The sequence below is a fragment of the Bradyrhizobium hereditatis genome (assembly GCF_020329435.1).
GTDB lineage: Bacteria > Pseudomonadota > Alphaproteobacteria > Rhizobiales > Xanthobacteraceae > Bradyrhizobium > Bradyrhizobium hereditatis.
This window is the reverse complement of record NZ_JAGKJK010000017.1, coordinates 75399-100325: the sequence shown is the minus strand read 5'-3', so window position 1 is coordinate 100325 and position 24927 is coordinate 75399. Positions and strand designations below refer to the sequence as shown.

23 protein-coding genes and 1 pseudogene are annotated in these 24927 nt (G+C 61.4%); 8 read left to right on the top strand and 16 right to left on the bottom strand.

Annotated elements, in window-relative coordinates; all coding sequences use genetic code 11:
• Positions 1–122: 122 nt before the first annotated feature.
• The 7 genes from J6524_RS30680 to J6524_RS30650 form a co-directional block, all read right to left on the bottom strand.
• Positions 123–638 carry a hypothetical protein gene (locus tag J6524_RS30680; protein ID WP_225677616.1) on the bottom strand — a complete coding sequence of 172 codons (516 nt, stop codon included), beginning with the start codon at positions 636–638 and terminating at the stop codon, positions 123–125.
• A 271-nt stretch (positions 639–909) separates the two neighbouring features.
• On the bottom strand, positions 910–2112 hold the full coding sequence (locus J6524_RS30675; protein ID WP_225677615.1) for a hypothetical protein: 1203 nt from the start codon (positions 2110–2112) through the stop codon (positions 910–912).
• Positions 2113–2452: 340 nt separating this feature from the next.
• On the bottom strand, positions 2453–2593 hold the full coding sequence (locus tag J6524_RS30670) for a hypothetical protein (protein WP_225677614.1): 141 nt from the start codon (positions 2591–2593) through the stop codon (positions 2453–2455).
• Positions 2594–2693: 100 nt separating this feature from the next.
• Positions 2694–2873, bottom strand: coding sequence for a hypothetical protein (locus J6524_RS30665; RefSeq protein ID WP_225677613.1), 180 nt, complete (start codon positions 2871–2873; stop codon positions 2694–2696).
• Positions 2874–2994: 121 nt separating this feature from the next.
• Positions 2995–4317 carry a M20/M25/M40 family metallo-hydrolase gene (locus tag J6524_RS30660; protein WP_225677612.1) on the bottom strand — a complete coding sequence of 441 codons (1323 nt, stop codon included), beginning with the start codon at positions 4315–4317 and terminating at the stop codon, positions 2995–2997.
• A 21-nt stretch (positions 4318–4338) separates the two neighbouring features.
• Positions 4339–4854, bottom strand: coding sequence for a hypothetical protein (locus J6524_RS30655; RefSeq protein ID WP_225677611.1), 516 nt, complete (start codon positions 4852–4854; stop codon positions 4339–4341).
• Between the two features lie 35 nt (positions 4855–4889).
• The gene (locus tag J6524_RS30650) at positions 4890–6431 is read right to left on the bottom strand and encodes an acetolactate synthase large subunit (RefSeq protein ID WP_225677610.1); all 1542 of its coding nucleotides are present in this window, start codon (positions 6429–6431) and stop codon (positions 4890–4892) included.
• Between the two features lie 226 nt (positions 6432–6657).
• Here J6524_RS30650 and J6524_RS30645 point away from each other — a divergent pair, with 226 nt between their 5' ends.
• From J6524_RS30645 to J6524_RS30635, 3 genes are all read left to right on the top strand, one after another.
• Positions 6658–7254 (top strand): L,D-transpeptidase, encoded by a 597-nt coding sequence (locus J6524_RS30645; RefSeq protein ID WP_225677609.1) that lies wholly within the window; start codon positions 6658–6660, stop codon positions 7252–7254.
• A 122-nt stretch (positions 7255–7376) separates the two neighbouring features.
• Entirely contained in the window at positions 7377–8156 is a 780-nt protein-coding gene (locus J6524_RS30640; protein WP_225677640.1) for a DUF2927 domain-containing protein, read from the top strand.
• 177 nt (positions 8157–8333) lie between these two features.
• Positions 8334–9332 carry a LysR family transcriptional regulator gene (locus tag J6524_RS30635; RefSeq protein ID WP_225677608.1) on the top strand — a complete coding sequence of 333 codons (999 nt, stop codon included), beginning with the start codon at positions 8334–8336 and terminating at the stop codon, positions 9330–9332.
• 952 nt (positions 9333–10284) lie between these two features.
• On the opposite strand, the gene J6524_RS30630 is transcribed toward J6524_RS30635, so the two are convergent.
• The 3 genes from J6524_RS30630 to J6524_RS30620 form a co-directional block, all read right to left on the bottom strand.
• Complete coding sequence (locus J6524_RS30630) at positions 10285–11388, bottom strand: M48 family metallopeptidase (RefSeq protein ID WP_225677607.1); 1104 nt, start codon at positions 11386–11388, stop codon at positions 10285–10287.
• Positions 11389–11405: 17 nt separating this feature from the next.
• Positions 11406–12563 (bottom strand): DUF898 family protein, encoded by a 1158-nt coding sequence (locus tag J6524_RS30625; protein WP_225677606.1) that lies wholly within the window; start codon positions 12561–12563, stop codon positions 11406–11408.
• 86 nt (positions 12564–12649) lie between these two features.
• Positions 12650–13822, bottom strand: a complete 1173-nt coding sequence (locus J6524_RS30620; protein WP_225677605.1) for an isovaleryl-CoA dehydrogenase — start codon at positions 13820–13822, stop codon at positions 12650–12652.
• 226 nt (positions 13823–14048) lie between these two features.
• Between J6524_RS30620 and J6524_RS30615 the strand changes: the two genes are divergently transcribed.
• From J6524_RS30615 to J6524_RS30605, 3 genes are all read left to right on the top strand, one after another.
• Positions 14049–15320 carry a cytochrome P450 gene (locus J6524_RS30615; RefSeq protein ID WP_225677603.1) on the top strand — a complete coding sequence of 424 codons (1272 nt, stop codon included), beginning with the start codon at positions 14049–14051 and terminating at the stop codon, positions 15318–15320.
• A 40-nt stretch (positions 15321–15360) separates the two neighbouring features.
• Positions 15361–16635, top strand: coding sequence for a cytochrome P450 (locus J6524_RS30610; RefSeq protein WP_225677601.1), 1275 nt, complete (start codon positions 15361–15363; stop codon positions 16633–16635).
• Positions 16636–16923: 288 nt separating this feature from the next.
• Positions 16924–17427, top strand: coding sequence for a hypothetical protein (locus J6524_RS30605; RefSeq protein WP_225677600.1), 504 nt, complete (start codon positions 16924–16926; stop codon positions 17425–17427).
• A gap of 28 nt (positions 17428–17455) precedes the next feature.
• Here J6524_RS30605 and J6524_RS38060 read toward each other — a convergent pair.
• The 5 genes and pseudogenes from J6524_RS38060 to J6524_RS30580 all read right to left on the bottom strand — a co-directional run.
• Positions 17456–17605: pseudogene (locus J6524_RS38060) on the bottom strand (ATP-binding protein); the annotation flags it as partial.
• 21 nt (positions 17606–17626) lie between these two features.
• Positions 17627–18847 (bottom strand): ABC transporter substrate-binding protein, encoded by a 1221-nt coding sequence (locus J6524_RS30595; RefSeq protein WP_225677598.1) that lies wholly within the window; start codon positions 18845–18847, stop codon positions 17627–17629.
• A 162-nt stretch (positions 18848–19009) separates the two neighbouring features.
• Entirely contained in the window at positions 19010–19180 is a 171-nt protein-coding gene (locus J6524_RS30590) for a hypothetical protein (protein WP_225677597.1), read from the bottom strand.
• Positions 19181–19221: 41 nt separating this feature from the next.
• Positions 19222–20676, bottom strand: coding sequence for a GntP family permease (locus J6524_RS30585; protein WP_225677639.1), 1455 nt, complete (start codon positions 20674–20676; stop codon positions 19222–19224).
• A 12-nt stretch (positions 20677–20688) separates the two neighbouring features.
• Entirely contained in the window at positions 20689–21732 is a 1044-nt protein-coding gene (locus J6524_RS30580) for a patatin-like phospholipase family protein (RefSeq protein WP_225677596.1), read from the bottom strand.
• A gap of 1093 nt (positions 21733–22825) precedes the next feature.
• Here J6524_RS30580 and J6524_RS30575 point away from each other — a divergent pair.
• Positions 22826–23218 carry a putative quinol monooxygenase gene (locus tag J6524_RS30575; protein WP_225677595.1) on the top strand — a complete coding sequence of 131 codons (393 nt, stop codon included), beginning with the start codon at positions 22826–22828 and terminating at the stop codon, positions 23216–23218.
• Positions 23219–23249: 31 nt separating this feature from the next.
• On the opposite strand, the gene J6524_RS30570 is transcribed toward J6524_RS30575, so the two are convergent.
• The gene (locus J6524_RS30570; protein ID WP_225677594.1) at positions 23250–24143 is read right to left on the bottom strand and encodes a LysR family transcriptional regulator; all 894 of its coding nucleotides are present in this window, start codon (positions 24141–24143) and stop codon (positions 23250–23252) included.
• Between the two features lie 311 nt (positions 24144–24454).
• Here J6524_RS30570 and J6524_RS30560 point away from each other — a divergent pair, with 311 nt between their 5' ends.
• The gene (locus tag J6524_RS30560; protein WP_225677592.1) at positions 24455–24853 is read left to right on the top strand and encodes a DUF1330 domain-containing protein; all 399 of its coding nucleotides are present in this window, start codon (positions 24455–24457) and stop codon (positions 24851–24853) included.
• Positions 24854–24927: the final 74 nt, after the last annotated feature.

Genomic DNA, 24927 nt, shown 5'->3' with positions numbered 1-24927 from the left:
GCATTGCTTTCCCGCCAGAGTTCTGAAGTCCGACCCTTCCCGTCCCATTGTTCGCCGACCTTGCAGGGAAGTGAGAACCGGCGGCCCCCGCCGCCGGTTCTCTGCCCCTCCAGAACCGCCGATCAGCCGTGCGCTAACATGCCTGAATCGTCGATATCGTAGGTTTCGTGGCTGTTGAGCGAGTCGTTCACGATCTTGATGCCAACGTCCCCGCCTTCCGCCTTATTGTTGTTTCCGCCGTCACCGCCAATGCCGGCCCACACGTTCTGACTCATATCCGCAGAGAGGTAGTTTTTCTGGTAGGCCGACGTGTTGGCATCCACGTCGGACTTATTGTGGCCGCTGTCCGATTCCTGGTCGCCATTCGACTTGGCTTTTCCACCCTCCGCCTTCGAATGCTTCTCCGCCTTCGCATTCGCGCCCCCGGCGTCCCAGTAGGCCTTCTGATGAACCTGATCGCCGGTCTTGACGTACACGTCGGCGCCTTCGGCCTTGTTGTACGGGTTGAACTCGATACTGGGCTTGCTGGTGATATCACCGGTATTGACGCCGTCTCCACCGTTTCCTGCGCTGTTGCCGCCGGTCGAAATCTTCAGCGCGATCGTGTCGGAAGGAAACAATGCCTTTGCCTTTGCCATGTCAGTCTCCCTGAGCTGGTTTGCACACTGTGCGTCCCAATGTGGACAGTACGAGTTTTGGATTTCGATGCCGGATTGGTCTAGCCGCCAAAGCTGATGCCATCCTTTTGCGAACCGTGTACGCCCGAAGTGCTACCTCTCGTTGCAGAGCGCCCGTGAGCTCCAATGCCGCCCGAAGCGTTTCAAACGAAATGGATAGAGGTTCGCGTGAAGGAAAACGCGTCAAATCAAAATCCAGCGCTTCGTTTCGATAGATCGAAACGGCGAGGCTCTAGGCGTCCAGCAAGTGAAGGTCCGACAACAGTTGCATGGCGAAATCGCCGCCAAGCGCAGCGTTGCCGTTGCCGCCGTCACCACCGATTCCGGCGATCTGGATCGTGCTCTGATCGAACACGACATTGTTGCTCTGATGAGCCTCGGCTGTTGAGTTGTAGCCGGCGACCGCAATGTTGATCGGAACGTAGATCGCCACGTCGATGTCGATCATGCTTCCCGAGAAATGGCCGTCGCCGCCATTGCCAGCGCCGTTGTTGCCGGTCGCGATGACGTCAGAGCCGATCAAGTCGAAGATGGAAGAGAATATGTCCACCGCTCCGCCAGTCGCGGCATTGCCGTTGCCGCCATCGCCCCCGACGCCGGCCATCTGAAATGCGGATTGATCGAACACCACATTATTTGTCTGTTCGGCGTTGGCAGTGGAATTGTATCCTGCGATCGCGATGTTGATGGGGTAGTAGAACGCGAAGCTCGCGTGAACGAGGCCTCCATAGGCGTATCCATCGCCGCCGTTGCCGGCGCTGTTCTCACCCGTACCGATCGGGCCCGAGGCGCCAGACCCGAACGCGCCGACGTTTCCACCTGATGCGGCATTCCCATTGCCGCCATCACCGCCAACTCCCGCGATCTGAGTCGCGGATTGATCAAGATAAACGATGTTCGTCTGCTGGGCTTCGGCTGTCGAATGGGAGCCCGCCACCGCAATATTGATCGGGCTATAGACCGCGACGGGGGCATGCACCATCGCTCCTGAGAAGTAGCCATCACCACCATTGCCGGCGCTATTGCCACCGGTGGCGATCGCGCTCGAGAAGCCGGGCATGCTAGGGATGAGCCCTACCGCGCCAACGTCTCCACCTGATGCGGCATTCGCGTTGCCGCCATCACCGCCAACTCCCGCGATCTGGGTTGCGGACTGATCAAAATACGCGACGTTCGTTTGATGAGCGAGGGCTGTCGCATGCACGCCGGGCCACGCGACGTTGAGCGGCTCGAAACCAGCGTAGCTGCTATTGATCAGGCTGCCGGCGAAATAACCTGTGCCGCCATCGCCGGCGCTGTTATCTCCCGTGTGGGTCGAGAGGCCTGACCAGGAATCCGCGGAAAGCCGCCACGAGCCCGGCAGATCGTGCCCGAGCATATCCTTGCGGTGGAGGGGAACGCCGGGAACCGCGTCCGGTACACTCCAATGATTCATGACTGTTGCCCCTACCGAAATTGCTTCGCGCCGACCGGACGGGCGCCCTCCCGCACTCAAGGGAGAATGTCACCTCGGCAAGCCAAAAGCCGAGTCGTCAATTCGGATCGCAAACGTTCGGAGGGTTGACATGATATCGGGTACGCCCGTTCGGGTGTACCTTGCCGTTAATCACTGAAGACTGTTCGATCCTTTGTACGTCCTGCAGTATTCTGCGGCGTGGCTCGATATCAGCCAGCCGATTTGCACGACGCGATAGCGGATAAATGATGATGACCGCCGCAGAGCAGGGACTGCTCGCGACCGGCGGCAAACGGGTCGCGCAGAGATGGGCGTTAAATCAGATGCCCAGCACCCAGATCGCGACGATGGTGCCTAGCGTCGCAAGGCCGCTGATGGTCCACCCGGTTGCGTAGGAGATTTGGTCGTCGCTGGCGCCGCGCATCGCGTCGGGGCCTGTGCTTTCTGACCGCCACTGCATGGCCTTGCTCCACAGAGCCTGCCCGCAGTGATAACGTCGATCCGGGTTCCCGGTTCCGGTCTATTAGCGGCCGCCGGAAACGGCGGCGTGTCACGGTCGATCAGGCGGCGGAAAGCCGGCGTGCATCGGAGGGCGCGATCTCGTTTTCCTCGCCGACGATGATGGTGACCTTCCAGCCCTCGCTGGCCCAGACCCGCGCTTTCGCGACCGCCACCAGCATGCTGCTTCGGTCCATCCGGACGGTCTCGTCCTGCCGTTCGGCCACGATCCTGTACGCCATCACAAAATCCCCCTACGCACGGTAAACTTGCGGAGATTTTCGATTAGGGCTTTGGCCGCAATGGGCCGACAATTTGTCCAACCGGAGGCATGGTTAACGGCTTTGGGGACTATTCCCCGCCCTATTTGCCGGCTTTTCGCACCGGAAGCGTCGGCTTTGTCACCCCATCGAGGCCGGACAGCATCAAGACCGTCAACAGCGCGTTCTGCGGGCCGTACCAGGCGCTGGTCGGCTTGTACCATTCGTTGCGCGAGTGCCAATTGCCGCCCTCCCCGCCGCCGCCGATGGTGACGGCGGGAATGCCGAGCGACATTGCGATGTTGGAATCGGTCGAGGAGCCGGCAAAGGTCGGCCGCGGCCCCTTGGTAACGGCCGCGACTGCGCGCTGGGTGGCCTGCACGATCGGCGAATCCATCGGCACGATGCCCGCCGGGCGGTCGCCGATCAGTTTGGCTTCGACCGTCATCTTGTCGGACTTCCAGCGCGCGTTTTCATCCGCCACCGCTTCCTTGACGAGTTCGAGCAACCGCGCCTCGAGCTTCAAGAGCTCTTCGGTCGAGTTCGAGCGCATGTCGACCGTCATCTTCGCTTCCGCGGCGATGGCGTTGACCGAGGTGCCGCCTGTTACGGTGCCGACGGTGAACGTGGTCTTGGGATCGGCCGGCGGCTGCAGTTCGGAGATTTTCGCGATCGCCCGGCCCATCGCATGGGTCGCGCTCGGCAAGCCGAACTCCTGGAACGAGTGCCCGCCCGGGCCCTTGAAGGTGAACTCGTAGCGGTGGCTGCCGGTCGCCTGGTTGACGACGCGGGTGATGCCAAGTCCGTCGATCGAGATAAAGCCGTCGATATCGGCATGGTCGCGGAACAGCGCCTTCACACCGCGGAGATTGCCGAGCTCTTCCTCGCCGACCGTGCCGACGAACATGATGTCGCCGACCGTTCCGATCTGGTTCTCGTTCATCACCTTGATCAGCGAGAGTAGCGCCGCCAGCCCGCGCGAGTCGTCACCGATGCCGGGAGCAATGATCGCGCCGTCCTTTTCCTTCACGGTGACGTCGGTGCCTTCCGGAAACACCGTGTCGAGATGCGCCGACACCACGAGCTTGGGCCGGCCGCCGCCGCTTCCCTTGCGCAGCGCGATCACATTGCCTTCGGCATCGATCGAGGCGTCCTTGAGGCCGAGCTCCTGCATCCGCTTCTGGTAATATTCGGCGCGAACCTTTTCCTTGAACGGCGGTGCCGGAATTTCGGTGATGCGCTTCTGTTCGGCAAAGGTCCGCTCGTCGTCGGCCTTGATGTCGTCGAGCGTCTTGACGATCTTGGGATGACCGAGAATGGCCTCCAGGTCGGGCGCGGCCGCGCCTTGCGCCCTGACATGCTGCACCACCGCATGCTGCGCGACGGCGATGAGGGCGATGGCCAGAACCGATCGGGTGAGTGTCATCAAAATCTCCGTTGGCAGCTTTCATCCAGCGCTTAAGCCCGCATCTTTCAGCCGGCTCGCGAACCAGGTCGACAGGGCATGGTCCAGGACGCCGCTGGTATACACTTCCGACATCGTGACCTGCGTCTTGCCCAGCGTCAGCAGCACGCCGATCCAGTAGGCGAACCACAGATGCGGATCGGTCAGCGCCCGCAGCTTGTGCTGATCATGCTCGAGCGGCTGATGATTGGTCGCTTTGCGCACCTCGACCGCCAGCAGATTGTTGGGAATGGCGCGCTGGTGCACCACGATGTCGGGATAGATGGATTTGGCGAGGTGATCGTCGGTCGAGACGATCGAGCCGTGCGGCAGCCGCAGGGTGCGGTCGCCGAGCCGGTCGTATTCGCAATCGATCTCCCAGCCTGAAAACGGCTTTTCGAAATGCACCGCGAGGCGGTGCGTCAGTGCGCGCTCGCCGACATCGCGTTCCAGCAGGAAGGTTTCGCACGCATAGAACTCGTGAAGTGCGGTGACGACCTTGTTCAGCTCGGTCTGCATGGCGCCTCCCGCGAAGGCGGACGATATCTGCCGCCTTACATCTGCACTTCGATCAACCGCGGTCCCGGCTCACTGACGGCTTCCGCCAGCGCCTTGTTGAAATCGTCGGCATTGGCGACCGCGCGGCCCGGCACACCCATGCCCTTGGCGAGCGCGACGAAGTCGAGATCGGGCCGGTCGATCTTGAGCATGTCCTGTGCACGCTGCCCCGGCTCGCCGGCACCGACGCCATCGAATTCGCCGCGAAGAATCTGGTAGATCTTATTGGCAAAGACGATCGTGACAACGTTGAGGCCTTCGCGCGCCTGCGTCCACAGCGATTGCAGCGTGTACATCGCGCTGCCGTCGCCGACCATGCAGATCACCTTGCGATCCGGGCACGCGACCGCGGCGCCGGTGGCGACCGGCGTCGAGAAGCCGATCGAGCCGCCCATGTTCTGCAGCCAGTCATGCGGCGCGGCGGCCGCCGTCGGCGGAAAGAAGCCGCGGCCGGTGGTGATGGATTCATCGACCACGATGGCGTTTTCCGGGATTGCCATCGCGATCGCCTGCGCGATCGAGGCATGGGTCAGCGCGCCGGTCGGCTTGGCGATTTCGACCAGCTTCTGCGGCTGCCGGTCGGAGGGGTGCGCGTGAAGCGCCCCGGCCAGCGCTTCCAGCGCGGCGACGGAATTTTCCGCGCCCGAGGTCATGCGATGCACCTCGCAGCCCTGCGGCTTCAGCATGCTCGGCTTGTTTGGATAAGCGAAGAACGCGACCGGGTCGTTGGCCTCGACCAGCACGATATTCTTAAAATCCTTCAGGATCGGCAGCGCCTGCTCGATCACGTAAGGAATACGGTCGATCGAGAAGCGGCCCCGGCCGCGCGCCATGCGCGGGTTGTAGGTCTGGCCCATCACCTTGCAGCCGGTCTTGCCCGCGATCTGGGCTGCCAGCGCCAGTCCGTGTTCGGTGAGCGCGCTGCCGGTCATCAAGAGCAGCGTCGATGCGCCGCCGTTGCGCAGCACCTTGGCGGCATGGTCGACGGCCTGCGCGGAATAGCTGGCGCGCTGGCTGTCCTCCGGCACCTGTGCGATGCCGTCGGCCTCGTTCCAGGCGGTGTCGGCGGGGAGGATCAGAGTGGCGATCTGCGCGCTCCTGGCCGCGGCAATCGCGGCGGCGCCGTCGGCGGCCACCGATTTTGCGTCCGGCGAGGTCCGCACCCAGGCCGACATCGGCCGCGCCAGCCCTTCGATATCTGACGTCAACGGCGCGTTGTAGCCGATGTGATAGGTCGCGTGCTGGCCGACGATGTTGACGATGCCGGAATTGGCCTTCTTGGCGTTGTGCAAATTGGCCAGGCCGTTCGCGAGGCCAGGCCCGAGATGCAACAGCGTCGACGCCGGCGTGCCCTTCATGCGGTAATAGCCGTCGGCGGCGCCCGTCACCACGCCCTCGAACAGGCCGAGCACGCAGCGCATCCCCTCGACTCGATCCAGTGCGGCGACGAAATGCATCTCCGAGGTGCCGGGATTGGTGAAGCAAACGTCCACACCGCCTGCGACTAATGTCCGCACCAGACTTTCCGCACCGTTCATGGCCACATTCCCCTTTGCGCTTTGTTTTTGGAGCCGCTGACGATCAATCATTGTTCGCACGCCTCGTCAAAGGTTTAGCGGAACAATGCAGGCATCGCGTAGGACATGTTGCCTTTTTTAACCGCAGCGATTGAAAATGATTGTGGTCACAGGCTCGTTGGTTGCACGACCGCCGCAATTATGGCCTGTGTCCTTACATATTCAGATTTTTTCGCGAGGGAGAAAGATGACCCGGGCTTTTGCTTTGCTGCTTGCGGCGCTCACCATGCTGGCGGGGGCCAGCCAGGCACAGGCCCAACAATTCTTCTTTTTTGAGGACTCGCGCGACATCATGGGCGGCGGTCCCGGTTTCTTCCGACCCGGCATGCCCAGCGGAACGAGCCCGATCCCGCGCACCACAGTGAACTTCCCCGCCAACTACGCGCCCGGGACGATTTACATCTCTACCGCCGAGCGCAGGCTCTATCTCGTGCTCGGTAACGGCCAGGCAATTCGCTATGGCATCGGCGTCGGCCGGGACGGCTTCCGCTGGAGCGGAACCCACCGTATCACCGCGAAGAAGGAATGGCCGAGCTGGACACCGCCGGCCCAGATGCTGCGCCGGCGGCCCGACCTGCCGCGTCACATGCCCGGCGGCATCGAAAACCCGCTCGGTGCGCGGGCGATGTATCTGGGATCGACGCTCTACCGCATCCACGGCTCCAACGAGCCGGAGACGATCGGACAGGCGGTCTCCTCCGGATGCTTCCGCATGACCAACGAAGACGTGGTCGACCTCTATAGCCGCGTCCGCATTGGCACCCCGGTTATCGTGAGGAATTAGGTAAGGAACCGGCGCGGTCATGCACGCAAGCGCGTGATCGCGCCTTTCTGGCCTTGCACGCACCCTCCGATTGCTGCAGCGTCGTTTGAATGCGCACGCTTCGCCAATTCCTGTTTGTACGGATGCTAGCGGTTGCCCTTGGCGCCGCAGCGCTCGGCGAAGCCTTCGTTCCGCCCGCGGCCGCAGGCGAGATTGCGGCGATCGCGCAGCGTCAGCGCGCCGAGAAAAAGATCTTCACCGACAACGAGATCGTCGAAGGCTTTCTGAAGATCGCGTTCGGCGCCGAGTATCATCTCGCCGGCCGCGTCGACCGCATCCGAAAATATGACGGGCCGGTGCGGGTGTTTGCCGATGGCGCCCGCGCCGACCGCAAGGCGCAGCTTGCGAAGATCGTGGCTGATATCGCTGCCCGCGTTCAGCACCTCGACATCGCCATGGCGGAAAGCGCCGAGGACGCCAATGTCCAGGTCAAGCTGGTGCGCGACCGCGATCTGCAGCGCACCATGGCAACCTTCTACGGCAGCGAGCGGGCGCGCGAGATTCGCTCCTCGCTCGACCCACAATGCCTGTCGGGCTTTCGCAAAAACGAGAAGTTCGAAATCGAACGCTCCGACGTGATCCTCACCATCGACAATGGCGACTTCGTCTTCTTCGACTGCGCCTATGAGGAATTGCTGCAGTCGCTGGGGCCGATCAACGATACCTCGACCGTGCCCTGGACCATGTTCAACGACAACGTCTCGATGGGCTATTTCGACGTCTACGATCAGTATCTCCTGAACCTGCTCTATGATCCCCGGATCAAGCCCGGCATGACCGTTCAGGAGGTCAAGCCGCTACTGCCGGACGTGCTGGCCGACGTCCGCGCCTGGGTGCGCAAGGTCAACAACCTGCCGCAGTGACGGGCCGCTTTCCCGGCCACTCCCATAGCCGACCCATGGCCGAGTTCCCGCCCGGTCCCCAGAGTACAATCCACTTTTTTCCAGTGACAACGCAAAGTTTTGTTGTCGAAAGATTGTGACTTCCAAGAGCAAATCCTGTCTAATAGGGTTCATGGGCGCTTTCTATAAGTCTTTCAAATGAACGACCTGCCGCGGATTCAGGCATTGCGATGTTTCATCACCGTGGCCCGCGAAGGCACGGTGTCGCGTGCGGCCACCTTGCTGCACCTCACCCAGCCTGCCGTCAGCCTGCAATTGAAGGGCCTGGAGGAGAGCACCGGGCTGCAGCTCTTCAACCGGACTCCGGGTGGCTTTACCTTGACCGAAGCGGGCGCTGCCCTGTTGCCGCTGGCGCATCGGACGGTCGCGGCCTCGGCGGATTTCAGGACGGCGGCCGACTCTTTACGGGAATCGCAGCGCAGCACACTGCGCGTCGGCACGATCCTGGATCCGGAATCGATCCGGCTCGGCCCGTTCGTGCGCAGCCTCGCCACCTCCTCGAAGAAGACCGAAGTCGTCCTTCGCTACGGCATGAGCGACGACGTGCTGGCGCAGATCGGCCGGGGCGAGCTCGACGTTTGCTACTACATCGATGCCACGCCTCACGAATGCCTTGGCTCAGGCACATTGGCTGAGCGCACCATCGACAATGGCAAGTTCCTGCTGACGACGCTGACGCGCTTTGACTACCGCGTGATCGCCCCTCGCGAATGGAGCGACAAGGTATTGGGAAAGGGCTGGGCCGACCTCGTCGACCTGCCCTGGATCGCAACCCCGCACGCCTCGGCGCAGCGGCGGCTGCTCGACGACATCTATCGGCCGATGGGCACGCTGCCGAAGCGCGTCGCCTTCGCCGATCAGGAAGATGCGATGATTGGCCTTGTCGAATCCGGCAGCGGCCTCAGCCTCGTCCGCGACGACGTGCTCGACCGCGTCACGCGCCAACGTTATTTCGTGGTTGCCGACAAGCTGTCGCTGACCTGCGACCTCAGTTTCGCCTGCCTGACCTCGCGACGTCAGGAGCCGATCATCGCGCGCGCCTTCTCGGTCATGCAGGCGGTATGGGACCTCAAGCCGGGCGACACGGCGCCCGCGCCGATCGAGGCGGCGCGATCGCGCAAGAGCGCGCGGCGATAGGGCGCGTGCTCATCGATTCGTCATTTCGCCCCGAAAGCGACCGCGATACTGCGTTGCTGCGAAATGACGCGAAGGGTCACATAAACGGAAATGATCGAGAACCCATTCTCCTCCGAAGACCTTTCGAGAAAACTATGATCCAAATCGGCGGCGTGGAGCCGCGATGCCGTGATTGTGTTCGCGTTCTGCCTCGGTCCAGATTAAGCGCTTGAAGAAGGCTTTGCGCGCTTGGCTAGTTCCGCCAGTCTCATATCCGTGTAAGCAGCGCTTTATCTCGGCATTGAACCACGACAATGGCATGCCGCGAACATCTGCCGACGTTTCAGGCGCTTTAGATCGCTTTCCCGCCACTTGTCGAACTCCCTCGCCCTACTTTTCCTGAACTCAAACCCCATTGGGTCAATATTAGAAATCATTCTGGGCGGTGTTTTCTGACCCAATCCGGGTTACCACGCGGGGCGGTTTGTGATCGAATTGGTGGATCGGACTGATCGGACGATATTAAGCGTACCCTGAGTTCGTCGCCGATCTTCAACTGATCCGTTTCGTACCAGTCGACCCAAGTAACGCCTTCAATTCCACCCACCGCACACTTAATCCCCGGGATAGCTTTCGCTGACGAAGCTGCGATTGATGAAGCGTCCGGCCCTTTGCCTACCCAGTGCAAAATGACGGACGCCACGCCTTCAGACACACCCGCCGTCGTTAGCTTTTCACCATTCCTCCAAACCTCGAAGCAAAGCATTCGCCCCTCCCTTTCGCAACATTAGGTTGTACAATCGGTTCGTTACTCAAAAATAAAATTCAAAGGTGCGAATGTCCGCTTCGCCCCGAAAGCGACCTCAGACGTAAATGGCGATGGACTGAAGGTGCGCCCGCAAGCAGGTGAGAGAGCCGACGCGATCAGAGGGAAGCCCGCTTCAACCAACGCCAGACACTCTCGCAGCGTCGATCATATCTTGTCGCTGCAGATCGATTTCAGCGCCTTCCATTCCTCTGATGTCAGCAGCGGCGGTCCGCTGGCCGATCGGTCTTGCCGGCTCATCTGCGCCAGCCGGTCCTCGCTCAAGGGATGGGTGGAGATGATGGAAAGGCCCTTGCCTTCCTTGCCGGTGACCCGCAGCAGCAATTCTCCCGTCGGCTTCGCCGGCCGGCCGAGCCGATGCATGACATCGATCGCAAAACGGTCGGCGTTGGTTTCGGCCTCGCGCGAATGGGACGAAGTGACCAGGGTGCGCGAGCCGAAGATCAGCGCGCTGGAGCCCGTGATGTCGCCGAACAACAGCCCGATCAGGAACGACGTGCCGCCATTGTGGATCAGCCCGCGCATGCTGTCGCGATGCTTGAGATGGCCAAGTTCATGGGCCAGCACGCCCGCGATCTCGTCGGGGTTCTCGGCTTTCGCGAGCAGTCCGTTGAACAGATAGACCTTGCCGCCCGGCAGCGCGAAAGCGTTGGGGACCGAGCTCGACAGCACGCCTGACTGCACCGAGGTATCGAGGCCGGCGGCTTCGCGGATCGCGGTGATAAGCTTGACGAAGGCTTTCTGCCCGGCCTCGTTCTCGCACACCTTGGCGTCGAACATCGTCTTGACCTGGGCGTCGGCGACGTCGCCGAGCCGCCGTTCGAACGCTTCGGGTACCAGCGGCGTGAGGCGGTCGGCGATCAACGGAAGCCCGAACAGCACCACGGCGACGATCGAAACCGCGGCCGCGAGCGACCAGCCGACGATGGCGACAACGCCGCGGCGGCCGGGCGTGTTGTCATCCATATTCGCGCAGCGCGAGACGAGGTCGGCCGCCAGTGCCTCGTCGCGAATTTCCAGACGCGCCAGCGCCGGCGCGGTCAGGCAAGCGAGGCGCAACACACCGGCCGGACCATCGGCGCGGCGGATATCAGAATAATCCCATGCCGCCAGCGCCTGCCCATCCTCGCTGACCTCGAGCCGGTCGGAGCAGCGGAGCGTGACCGAGCGCCGCCGGCTCGACACCCCGTCGAAATAGACCGCCGATCCGTTTCCTTGCGACGTCAGGGTCTCTGGCGTGGCGCTATCCATGACAATCAAAGCTCCGACTAGAAGCCGCCGACATCAAGGCCGTCGGCAAATCCCTCTCCGAGCGCATTGGCCAAATCGCCGCGCGCTGCGACATTGGCTGCTGCCTCGAGACCGCTGACATTGACCGAGCCGAGCACCCTCACCCAGAGATCGCGCAACAGATAGACCCGGATCACGACATTCATCGCCAGCGCGAACACGAGATAGCCTACACCCGCCAGCACCAGGAGCGGAATGCTCTTCATGAACTCCTGCGACTTGAAGAACTCTGTGAACGACGATTCTGTCATGCTGGCGACCAGCACCGCTGCCAGGCCCAGATAGACCGAGAAGACGAGTCCGAGCACGACGATCCAGCCGATCACCTTCCAGTACAGCCCGATCAAATCGCCTTTGCGCAACTTCGATTCCACGCGCACGCCGCCGAACCGGATGCCCGACAGCCACCAGCGCCATTCGATCGCCTTGTAAGCGCCGTAAATGAAGGGCGCGATCGGTGTCACATAGAGGGCAATCGGCGTCAGCAGCCACAGCCACCAGCCTTGCTTGAAGAAATCCCAGCCGCGGCCTTCAAAACTTCCCTGCAGGTCGCCGTAATGGGAATGGCGCATCTTGTAGCGTTCGAGCGCCGCATTGCGCCATGGCAGCACGAGCCCGAGCGTAAGGATCATCAACAGGCCCCAGAGCGACGCCTGCAGGGCATAGATCCAGCCCGAGCCGGTCATCCAGAACCGCACGCCGCGCCATACCGTGCGCGTCAGGCGGTAGCGCCGCGCGCGATAGATCGCGAACTGCCCAAACACATAGAAGAAGGCGACCAGCGGAATACTGGCAAAAGCCTGGATGTGCTCGGCCTCGAGACCAATCAGGAAATAGCCGACATAGACCGGCATCAGGATCGCGAGCGCGACCAGAAATCCGATCAATAGTTCCTTGCCGCGGCCGGTGTATTCGGCGGCATCGCCGCCAACGAGGGTGTTGGCCCAGAGATGACGGCGGATGTCGGTGAGCAGCCAGAATCGATAGAAGCCGAGCGTGACGAACTCCAACCCCGCTCCGCGCTTGACCAGATCAAAAAAGTCGCGCCGTTTTCCGGAGAACGCCACCGGCATCGGCGGCGGCACGGAAGGCAATGGTTGCGGCGGCACCTGCGGGGGCCAGCTCATCTGGTTCATGGTTCAACTCCAGCGCGACGGTGGCGGATCAAACCACAAAATTGTCGGCCGTTGTGTGACCCAAGTCCCACTTCCTGTGCCAATCCTCACGCCGTTTTTTCAAACAACTCCCGCCCGATCAGCATGCGGCGGATTTCGCTGGTGCCGGCGCCGATCTCGTAGAGCTTGGCGTCGCGGAGCAGCCGCCCGGTCGGATAGTCGTTGATGTAGCCATTGCCGCCGAGGAGCTGGATGGCGTCGAGCGCGCATTGCGTCGCCTTCTCCGCGGCGTAGAGAATCGCGCCGGCGGCGTCCTCGCGCGTGGTCTCGCCGCGGTCGCAGGCTTTGGCGACCGCATAGACATAGGCGCGCGAGGCGTTCATCGTGGTGTACATGTCGGCGATCTTGCCCTGCACCAATTGGAAGGTGCCGATCGGCTCGCCGAACTGCTTGCGCTCGTGCACGTAAGGCAAGACGACGTCCATGCAGGCCTGCATGATGCCGATCGGACCCGCCGCCAGCACCGCGCGCTCATAGTCGAGGCCGCTCATCAAGACGTTGACGCCGCGGCCGACCTCGCCGAGCACGTTCTCTGCCGGCACCTCGCAATCCTCAAACAAGAGTTCGCAGGTGTCGGAGCCGCGCATGCCGAGCTTGTCGAGCTTCTGCGCGGTGGAAAATCCCTTCATGCCTTTTTCGATGAGGAAGGCGGTGATGCCGCGCGGGCCGGCGCCAGCGTCGGTCTTGGCGTAGACCACCAGCGTGTCGGCCTCGGGGCCGTTGGTGATCCACATCTTGTTGCCGTTGAGCACGAAGCGGTCGCCCTGCTTGTCGGCGCGGGTCTTCATCGAGACCACGTCGGAGCCGGCGCCGGGCTCCGACATCGCGAGCGAGCCGACATGCTCGCCGGAGATCAATTTCGGCAGATACTTCCGCTTCTGCGCCTCGTTGCCGTTGCGGCGGATCTGGTTGACGCAGAGATTGGAATGCGCGCCATAGGACAGCCCGACTGCGGCGGAGGCGCGGGAGATTTCTTCCACCGCAATGCAGTGCTCGAGATAGCCGAGCCCGGCGCCGCCATATTCCTCCTCCACCGTGATGCCGTGCAGGCCGAGCGCGCCGATCTTGGGCCAGAGGTCGCGCGGGAATTGATTGCTGCGGTCGATCTCGGCGGCGCGCGGGGCGATCTGGTCTTGCGAAAATGAATGCACCGTCTCGCGAATCGCATCCGCGGTCTCGCCGAGGTCGAAGTTCAGCATCTGATGGGCGTTGGGGATCATGGTCGCCTCCCGGCGGAATTAAATGTTGTTTCAAACAGACTTATTCCGCGGAAATGCCGTTGTCACGCGGCGAAATGCACCTGTTTTGCCCAATGCGCCACCTTGGCGCCGATGGGGCCAAATGTGCCGAACTCGTCCTTGCGCCGGCGCACGGCTCGGGATGTAATAGGGTAAAACATCGCCCCGCCGGCACGCTTCGGCGGAGGAACAATCAGGGAGGTGCCCGATGCACGGAACCATCGATCTCGCCGGAGAGTCGCAAGCGCGCGCCGCGCGCGAGAAGGCCTATTCGATTCCGCTCGCCGAGTTCGATGTCGGCAATCCCGAATTGTTCAAGACGGATACGTTCTGGCCGTATTTCGACCGGCTGCGCCGCGAAGAGCCGGTGCACTACTGCAAGGATTCTATGTTCGGCCCATATTGGTCAGTGACCAAATACAACGACATCATGGACATCGAGACCAACCACGCGGTGTTCTCGTCGGCTGCCGCGCTTGGCGGCATCACCATCCGCGACGTCGCACCGGATCTGCGCCGCGAAAGCTTCATTGCCATGGACCAGCCGCGCCACTCCGCGCAGCGCAAGACCGTGGCGCCGATGTTCACGCCGACGCATCTCGACGAGCTTGCGATCAATATCCGCAAGCGCTCCGCCGAATGTCTCGACCATCTTCCGAAGAACGAGGTGTTCGACTGGGTCGATCAGGTCTCGATCGAGCTCACCACGCAGATGTTAGCTGTGCTGTTCGACTTCCCCTGGGAAGAGCGCCGCAAGCTGACCCGCTGGTCCGATATCGCAACCACCATTCCTGGCCCCGGCGGCCTCGTCGCCACCGAGGAGGATCGGCAGGCGGAGCTATTGGAATGCGCGACCTATTTTGCGCGGCTCTGGAAGGAGCGCATCAACCAGCCGCCAAAGAGCGACCTGTTGTCGATGATGGCGCATAGCGACGCTACGCGCGACATGGATCCGAAGAATTTCCTCGGCAACCTGATCCTCTTGATCGTCGGCGGCAACGACACCACCCGCAACACGCTCTCGGGCAGCGTCTATGCCCTGAACAAGAATCCGGACCAGTATCGCAAGCTGCGCAAAAACCCAGATCTGATCGACAGTTTCGTGCCCGAGGTGATCCGCTGGCAGACGCCGCTGGCGCATATGCGCCGCACCGCGCTCGAAGACATCGAGTTTCGCGGTAAGCACATCAGGAAGGGCGACAAGGTCGTGATGTGGTACGTCTCCGGCAACCGCGACGAGGACGTGATCGAACGTCCGTATGAGTTCATCATTGACCGCGCCCGCCCCCGCACCCATCTTTCCTTCGGCTTCGGCATCCACCGCTGCGTCGGAATCCGCCTGGCGGAGCTACAACTCAGGATAATCTGGGAAGAAATCCTCAAGCGGTACGACAATATTGAGCTGGTCGACGAACCGAAGCGGGTATATTCGAGTTTCGTCAAGGGTTACGAGACCCTGCCGGTCCGCATCGCCGCCTAGCCGCGCATCTGAACCTATCGTCACCCGGGATAATCGAACAATGAACGTCCAGACATCAGTCAGAGCCGACAAGCAAGAGCTGCTTCGCGCCGCGCGCGAAGAAGCCTATTCGACGCCGCTGAAGGATTTTCATCCCGGTGCGCCAAAGCTGTTCCAGAGCGACACGCTGTGGCCGTGGTTCGAGCGGTTGCGCAAGGAAGAACCGGTTCACTACTGCGAGAACTCGCCGATCGAGCCGTATTGGTCGGTCACCAAGTACAACGACATCATGCACGTCGACACCAACCACGGCATCTTCTCCTCCGACTCGACGCTCGGCGGCATCTCGATCCGCGACGTGCCGCCCGGCTATGACTATCCGAGCTTCATCGCGATGGACCAGCCGCGCCATTCGGCGCAGCGCAAGACGGTGTCGCCGATGTTCACGCCGACGCATCTGGATGAACTGGCGAAATTGATCCGCGAGCGCTCGCAAAAGGTGCTGGACAACCTGCCGCGCAACGAGACCTTCAATTTCGTCGAGCGCGTTTCGATCGAGCTGACCACGCAGATGTTGGCGACGCTGTTCGATTTCCCCTGGGAGGAGCGGCGCAAGCTGACGCGCTGGTCCGACGTCTCGACTGCGCTACCCAAGAGCGGCGTCGTGGATTCGCCCGAGCAGCGACGGCGAGAGATGGACGAGTGCTACGCCTACTTCTCAAAGCTCTGGAACGAGCGCGTCAACGCCGCGCCGAAGAACGATCTGTTGTCGATGATGGCGCATAGCGACGCGACGCGCCACATGGATCCCGACAATCTGATGGGCAACATCATCCTCTTGATCGTCGGCGGCAACGACACCACCCGCAACACCATGAGCGGCTCGGTGCTGGCGTTGAACGAGCACCCCGATCAGTACCAAAAGCTGCGAGAAAATCCTGCGCTGATCGATACCATGGTGCCGGAAGTGATCCGCTGGCAGACGCCGCTCGCCCATATGCGGCGCACCGCACTGGTCGATACCGAGATCGGCGGCAAGAAGATCAGGAAGGGCGACCGCGTCGTGATGTGGTACGTCTCGGGCAACCGCGACGACGAGGTGATCGAGCGTCCCGAGGAGTTCATCATCGACCGTGCCCGGCCGCGCATCCATCTCTCGTTCGGCTTCGGCATCCATCGCTGCGTCGGCATGCGCCTCGCCGAGCTGCAGCTCAAGATCGTCTGGGAAGAGATGCTCAAGCGCTTCGACCGCATCGAGGTGGTCGGCGAGCCGAAGCGGGTCTATTCGAGCTTCGTGCGCGGCATCGAGCAGCTACCGGTCCGCATTCCCGGGTGATCCCGGCTGATTGGCGTATCGCGGACGCAAGGTCCGACGTCGCACCAGGTCCGAAAAACGCCCGTTAATTTGCCGAAACCTTGGTTAACGCTGCATCCGCGCATGCCATGCGCGTGGCCGCGATCGTTCGAGGGTTCCAGAATTAACCTCCGGCGCGGACATAAAGGTTAAATGACAAGATTACCGTAGGGATTCAGTTTGCTCCCTTTGACGGGCGAGATAACGGTCTAACTCGCATTTAGAGAGATTCTTGGTCTCTGCTCGCATTTTCTTTTCAGGAGCACCGCCATGGCACAGCCAAAGGGTACGCCGAATTTGAATACCATCGATCTTGAACGTGAGATTGAGGAAGAGTTTCGCAAGCTGCCGCCAGTTCGCGAATCCCAGCCCATCGATTACGCGCCGCTTTCCGTCCGCGCTCCGGACCTGGGAATGCCAGATTATGTGGAGCATAACGACGGAGCCACTGAGATCGGCAAGCTGTCGGCGGAAGCCGTTGTCCGCGAGTATGAAGCGGCGGCGAAAGACATCGAAGCCCTCGGCGCTGAACTCATCGAGCACGTCAAGCAATGCGAGGCCATGACCCGCGAGGCGCTCGCAGTGACCGAAGAACTGAAGGAGACCGCAGGGCGCTACCGTGAGGAAGCCAAGCGTGTCTTCCTTCAGATCGAGAGCTGCTCTCTGGTCACGGCGGAAGTGCGCAAGACCTGCGAAGAGATGAGGAACAAGATTGCAGCTCCGGCGGCGGCCCAAGCCAAAGCCGCGGTCGGAACCAAAGCCAAAGCGAAATGAGGCGCAGTGCCCGGGTTTGCTTTAAGCATTATCCGGGACTGCCTGCACTCAGTTGGACTCGAAAATTGGCACCACGAGGCTTGATGGAGGACACCGAAATCTGTCCGTTGTGATGCTGGACGATCTTCCGGCAGATCGCCAAGCTCAGCCCCATTCCGTGCGGCTTTGTGGTCATGAATGCATCGAATAATGCTGCCGTCTAATTGTCGGTGCTGGCAAACGCGGTTTCGAGGACGTCACCGATCGGCTGCCAGGTGCGGCCGTCGAACTGAACGAGCCGCATGTGCTTGATCGGCCGGAAATTCCAGGGGCCGGTGCTGATCTTGATGCCGGGCAGCAGAACGGAGCCTTGATAATCCTTCAGCGCCGCGGCCTGTTTCATGACATTCGCGCGCGACAGATCATCGCCGCACTGCCTGAGCACCTGCGCCAGCGTCTCGGCGGCCGCATAGCCGAACATGGCAGCGCTTTCGCCCTTGCCACCGGCGCGATGATAGTTTTCCAGGAACGTCTGCCAGTCGGCGCCCGACTGTTCATCCTTCCAGGCTGGATCGTTGGCGTCCTTCAGATAGGCAGCGGTCGTCACGCCCACCGCGTTCTCGAGACCTGCGGGTTTCAGCCCATCCCCGATGGAGGAGGCCATCTGATTCATGATGAATACGGGACGCCAGTCGAGGCTCGCCGCCAGGCGAATGACTTTCGCGGCGTTTTCGGGCACGCCCGCGAACACGAGAATTTCGGCGCCCGATCGCTTCAGGATCGATACGTGCGTATCCAGGTGTTCATCCCTGAGATCATAGGCAATACCGACCCTGATCATCCGCGCGACGTGACCGAGGCCATCCTCCATGCCCTTGATGACCTCCCGGCCGAAGTGATCGTTCTGCCAGAGCGTGACGATCTTCTTGCCGGGGTAGAACGCCTGAATGTAGTTGGCGTAGATGCGCCCCTCCTCCCGGAACGAGGGTTGCCAGCCCATGGTCCATGGAAACAGCGAGGGATCGCTGAGATGATCATCGCCGGAAGCAACGAACAGCTGTGGAATTTGCCGTTCATTGAGATATTTGCGGACTGCAAAATTGCCCGGCGTTCCGAACGAGCCGAACATCAGCAGCACCTTGTCGTCTTCGACGAGAGTGCGCGTCAGACGGAGGGCGGAGGCAGGATCGGATTTATCGTCGTAGGAGATGAAGCGCACCTTGCGGCCGTTGATGCCGCCGCGCTGGTTGAGCATCTCGAAATAAGCCGCCTCGGCCTTGCCGATCGCCCCGAAGATCTCGAGGCTCCCGCTATAGGGCATAAGATTGCCAATGCGGATCTCGTCGTCCGTTACCCCCTCCTGGCGCACGCGTTCGGAAATTGCGCCGAGCGACGCAACGGCTATAACGAGCGCCAGCAGAGTCCGGAGGAACGTGTTCATGGCAGGATCTCCATCCGAGACAGGGCGTCAGATTTCGAGTCTGCTGAATTAATCGCTTGATGTAGATCAATCGCCAGCCAGCTCCCGGTGGGGAGCCCCCGGCTGCTCGGACATCTTAGGAGGCTCCGCGAAGGTCGCAATTGCCAGAAGCGCTCATTTCAATCACTTGCCTGCGAACAAAACGGTCACGGGAACAGCGGCGTTAGCCTGACTGCCCGGCAATGTCCGTTGCTTGAGCTGAATGACGTAAGCCATTCCCAGTCCAATGAGCGCGGCTCCTACGAGGAGGCATACGATGAAGATCAGCAGATCTCGTTTGTTGAATTTGCGCATCGGACGCTCCCAATTTCTGCCGCTGGCATATCCAGGCTCGCTCAGAACGATCCCACCATAGAACCGACCACGATCACCGCAATGAGCGCAATCACCGCGCCGACGATTCCGACCATGACGATGTCACGGTAGCTCTCGCGGTGCGTCGAGCCGCAAACCGCGAGTAACGTAACCACCGCGCCGTTATGCGGCAAACTATCGAGGGTACCGGATCCGATCACCGCGACGCGATGCAACAGACCTGGATCGAGCCCGATCGAAGTCGCGCGCTCCAGATAGGTCGCGCCAAGCGCGTCCAGTGCGATCGTCAATCCGCCGGAGGCCGATCCGGTCAGCGCGGCAAGCAGGTTGGTGGCCACCGCCAGCGACACCAGGGGGCCGCCGCCGATTCCGAGAACCGCATCGCGCACCGCTGCGAATGCAGGCATTGCCGCCACGACCGCGCCGAATCCGACCAGGCTCGCAACGCTCATGGCTGGTAGCACGGCCGCATTGGCGCCGGCATCCATGGTTGCGCGAAGATCCGGCACCCGCCGGTGCGCAACCGCAACCACGGTAGCGATGGCGCAAGTAAGCGCGGTGATAACAGCCCATACGCCGCCCAAGTCGGCGATCGAGGCGCCGCCGAACCGAGGCTCCGCCAAATAGCGCGTGTCGAGTGCGGGCAGGATGAACAGCGACATCGCGAAATTGACCGCGATCACCACGACGAGCGGCAGGGCGGCGCGTGCGATTGGCGGCGGCATGTCGGTTTGCTTGCCATGCACGATTTCGGCCGGATCAAACTCGCGCGCCGTCGCGGCCCGCTCCCGCAATTTCTCATCGCTTGCGAGGTGCTCGGCTGATGGCGGTGCGCCGCCGCCAAAGCCTTCGCCGATCTTCCTGGCCACCCTCTCCTCCCGGCCAAGCCACCACATGCCAAAGCCAAGCATGATCAGCGACGCCAGGATGCCGAGGCCCGGTGCGGCAAACGGCGTCGTGCCGAAGAACGGCATCGGGATCGCATTCTGGATCGACGGCGTACCTGGTAGCGCCGACATGGTGAAGGTCGAGGTGCCCAGCACGATGGCCGCAGGCATCAATCGGCGCGGAATGTTTGCACGGCGAAACAGCTCCTGCGCCATCGGCGCCAGGACGAAGAACGCCACGAACAGGCTGACGCCCCCATAGGTGACAAGTGCACCGGCGAGCACGACCGCCAGCATCGCGCGCTGCGGACCCAGCCGCTGCGTGACGAAGGTCGCAATTGAAGTAACGGAGCCGCTGTCTTCCATCAGCTTGCCGAATACCGCGCCGAGCAGAAACAGCGGGAAGAAGCGCGCAAGGAATTCAGCGGCGCTGCCCATGAAGGTCAGGGTCCAGTGCGCAAGAAGCGGTTCGCGCGAAAACAGCGCCGCAACAAGTGCGGCAATCGGTGCGAGCAGCAGCACGCTCCAGCCGCGGAACGCGAATGCGATCAGAAGACCGAGTCCGCCGAGCATGCCGACAAGTCCGATCAGCGTCACGGCTCAGCACTCCGCCAACAGCACATCAAGGTCGGCGGTGGAACGCCGCCCAAGATCATTGCGATGCTGCGCAAGGAACTCATCGGCGCAGCGGCGTCCCTCCTCCTTGAGCAGCGCGATGAACTTCCTCTCGGCGTTCAGCTTGGATGAGGCGCCAAACTCCGCGAGCCGATCGCTCTTGATACGATGCGTCCGCATTCGGGCCCAGCGTGCGCCTTCGCCGCTGCCGGGATCGGCCACCTGACGCAGCAGCGCAATCATGCGCAGCTCCTTCATGAGCGGCGAATTGAAGGAAATTTCGTTGAGGCGGTTCAGGATCTCCGCCGCGGAGCGCAACGGCTCGGCCCGCTCGCGCGGATTGATTTGCACCAGGATCGTATCTTGTCCGTCGGTCTCTCGAACCAGCGGGGTGATAGTGGGATTGCCGACATAGCCGCCATCCCAGTACAACTCGCCATCGATCTCGATCGCCTGGAACATCGTTGGCAGACAGGCCGACGCCAGCAACACGTCGGGTGTGATTTCGCCGTTGCGGAAGATCCGGCCGCGGCCGGTGCGCACACTCGTTGCGGTAACGAACAGCTTCATGGGAGCCTGCTTGAGGCGATCGAAGTCGATGCTTTCTGCAAGGATGGCGCGGAGCGGATTGAGGCCGAGCGGGTTTAGATCATAGGGAGAGAGCATCCGCGACATCAGATCGAAGGCGATGTAGGCGGGTGAGCTGTCAAGGCTCCAGCGGCCCATGAGACGATCCAGTGGCGAGCGTTGCATTGGGCTGAACGCGGCCGCACGCCACACGCGCTCCCAATAAGCATCAAGCGCTTCCCTTGCACTGCTGGCGCCGCCATTTGTCCATCCACACGCCAGCACGGCGGCATTCATCGCGCCGGCCGAGGTGCCGGAGATCCCTTCGATTCTCAGCCACGGTTCCTCCAAGAGGCGATCGAGAACGCCCCAGGTGAACGCGCCGTGCGAACCGCCGCCTTGCAACGCGAGGTCTATCAGCACCGGCTCGCGCGCCGTCTCATTTGATGGCTCTGGTGTCACGCGGCTCTCCAGATGTAGAGCACGGCAGGCAAGGCCTGGAAGAGAATCGGATCTGGGGCGTTGATTTGTGAGGCGTCGATGAGTTCAGCGATCGCAGCGATGATTGCGCGGAACGGCGCAACATCAGTTGCGGCTCGAAGACTTTGCAGAAAATCAGAATAACGTGTCACGACGGTCTCCGATGCGAAAACCGATCCGACTTAGGCCTGAAGGACACGCTAAGATAGCGAAGGTGGGCTACTGGCTACAATAGCGATCTCTGCCAAAAAGCCATCAAATCATGCCGGTTCGGCCGTCCACGATGACTTGTAAAAAGCCGCGCTCGCATCGCTGGACGCGCGCATCAACGCCATAGACTCGATCTGCGACGCCAGAGATTCGAGCACCTGGTTGCCGGGATCCTAGTGAGTGAGGCCAATTAGAACCTTTCAAGAGCTCGCCTTGATTTCGTCGACGACAGCGTGCGGCCGGCAAGCCGAAGCAGGCCTATCCGGGCTTCCTGCCAGTTACAAAGTTGAGAAAGCGGAGGCCTGCCACGCCTCGTGGCCGCCCGACATCGTGCAGGCAACAGCTGCCGTGTGCGGCTGCGATAGTTCAGCCGAAAAAGCCCCTTGCGACGGCCTTCACAAACAGAGGCAAAGCTTCGACGAGCCGGCCACCGAACAGAACCTGGTCTGCCAGAGAGAAAACGATGCAGCAAACTGACGCGGCGACAATTGCTTTCATGGGGTTCAGGGTAACAGCGGCCGGCTAATTATCGCTTAAAACTTTGCTGATAGGTGGCTCGTAGTTTTACTGCTGATTGGTGCACTTCTTCACATTCCAGCGCCTCGATCCGACCGTCGGCGCCCGCGAGTCCATCCACCGATCCAGTCCCGCCTGGGTCAGACCGTTGCGAGCCGGCATGGGCTGAGACTCGTCTAGGCTATTAATCAGCCGTCCTAATAACTCCATGCACGTTCTGCAGCCTAATCGAACGGCTCGGCGTCCCCTACAACAAACGTAGGTACTAACGCCGGATCCGGCACCCTGTTCTTGTTGCGAGTCATGGCGGCGGAACAGTTTCCGCTTCGACAGCTACCAGGAGGACGACATGAACACTAAGCAGTCTCTGATGCTTGCCGCCTCAGTGCTGATATCATGTCTGTCCGGGCCGGCGCTTACGCAGGAGACGCAGAGCCAATACGTACAGCTGGCAGAACTGGAAATCGATCCCACTCAGTTGGAAAGCTACAAGGCAGCGGTTCTGGAGCAGATGGACGCCGCTATTCGCCTCGAGCCAGGCGTTCTGGTCTTATACGCGGTGGCTGAAAAGGATAATCCCGCCAACATCAGAGTCTTTGAAATTTATCGGGATGCGGATGCGTACAAGTCGCATCTGGAATCCGCTCATTTCAAAAAGTATAAGGCCACGACGGAGAAGATGGTCAAGTCACTCAAACTTGTCCGGACTGTCCCCATTATGCTCGGCGCCAAAGCGAAGTGAGGCCGATCGGTACGGCTCCTCTTGAGCGCTGTCATTCCCGGTAGCGCAAGGCGTCGACCAGCAGGGCAAATGCCGGTGAGGACTGACGGCGGTGAGGATAATAGAGGTGGTAGCCCGACCAAGGCGGGCACCACTGTTCGAGCACGCGCTCGAGGCGGCCCTTCGCGAGAAATGGCGGCGCGATGTCTTCCGGCACGAAGCCGAGACCAAGCCCGGCAACGGCGGCATCCAGCACCTGGAAAATGCTGTTGAAGACGAGCTGGCCTTCGACACGTACCTTCAGCTCGCGCCCGTTCTTCTCGAACTCCCAGGGATAAGTGCCGCCATAGGTCGGCAGGCGAAGGTTGATGCAGTTGTGCTCGATCAGATCCTGCGGCTTTCGCGGCACGGCTCGCTTTGCAAAGTAGGATTTCGTGCCGACAACGGCGAAGCGGATATCCGGCCCGATCCGCACCGCGATCATGTCCTTCGCGATCTGCTCACCCCAGCGCACGCCGGCATCATGGCGCTCGGCAACGATATCCGTCAGACCATAGTCGATGACAATCTCGACCTTGATGTCCGGATAATTCGGCAGGAATCTCTGCAGCTTCGGCCAGAGCACCGACCTGATTGCGTGGTCGCCGGCCGTGATCCGCACCGCTCCAGCAGGTTTTTCCCGCAGTTCGCTCAAAGCCTCAAGCTCGGCCTCGATCTCTTCGAAGCGCGGTGCCACCGTCCGCACCAGGCGCTCGCCCGCTTCGGTCAGCGCGACACTGCGGGTCGTGCGGGTCAGAAGCCGAACGCCCAGACGGCCTTCGATCTGGCGGATCGTCTGGCTGAGCGCCGACTGCGATACGCCGAGCTTTCCCGCCGCCTTAGTAAAGCTTTGCTCTCGGGCGACGGCTATGAGGTAGCGAAGGTCATCGAAGCTCCCACGCGCCATTTATTGCTCCAGCTTATAAGTCCTTGCTGATTATAGCGGCTAGTCGCGGCAGAGCCATTCCCTGATTGTCATCGCGTGGCAGGAGGCACAGGCAACGTGAGGGAGGCGTGATGATTTACGACCGCCGGGATGACCAAAGAAATCGCTTTCGAACCGGTCGACGGGCCCATTCAACGAGCGCATCGATCAAGCCTATCGGGCGAAGGACCGCAGCAGCGAATATCTTGACCCGATGATCGGTACGCGCGCGCGCTCCGCGACGGTTAAGGTCATCCCTCGAGAGGAAAACGCTTGATAGCCGATAGCAAAGGATGGTCCGAATGAAAGTAAGACTCCCGCTCCTGTTTTGCGCGCTTGCCTCTGGTGGCGTGCTCGGCGGCGTTGGTTTGTCGGTTCTGCATGCCCAGACCAAGCCGCCCGCCTTCTATGTTGCCGATTTCGAGCTGATGGATCCTGAGGGCATCAAGCCCCATCGCGAAGAATTCCTTTCAACCTTGGAGCCGTTCGGCGGCCGCTTCATCGTTCGCGGCGGCACTGTCGCCAAGCTGGAAGGTGATGCCCCTAAAGGTCGATTTATCGTGATCGCCTTCGACAACGTGGATAAGGCCATGGCCTGGTACAACTCGGCAGCGTATTCCGCGCTCCGGTCGTATCGCCAGAAGTCCGGCCGCACTGATGCCTTCGTCATCGAAGGTACCGCCAACCAATAGCCCCTCACAATTGAAAAGAAGGAAACTAGCCTAGCGGGCCTCATGAGCACATCTGCAATGTCCATGTCCGCCCT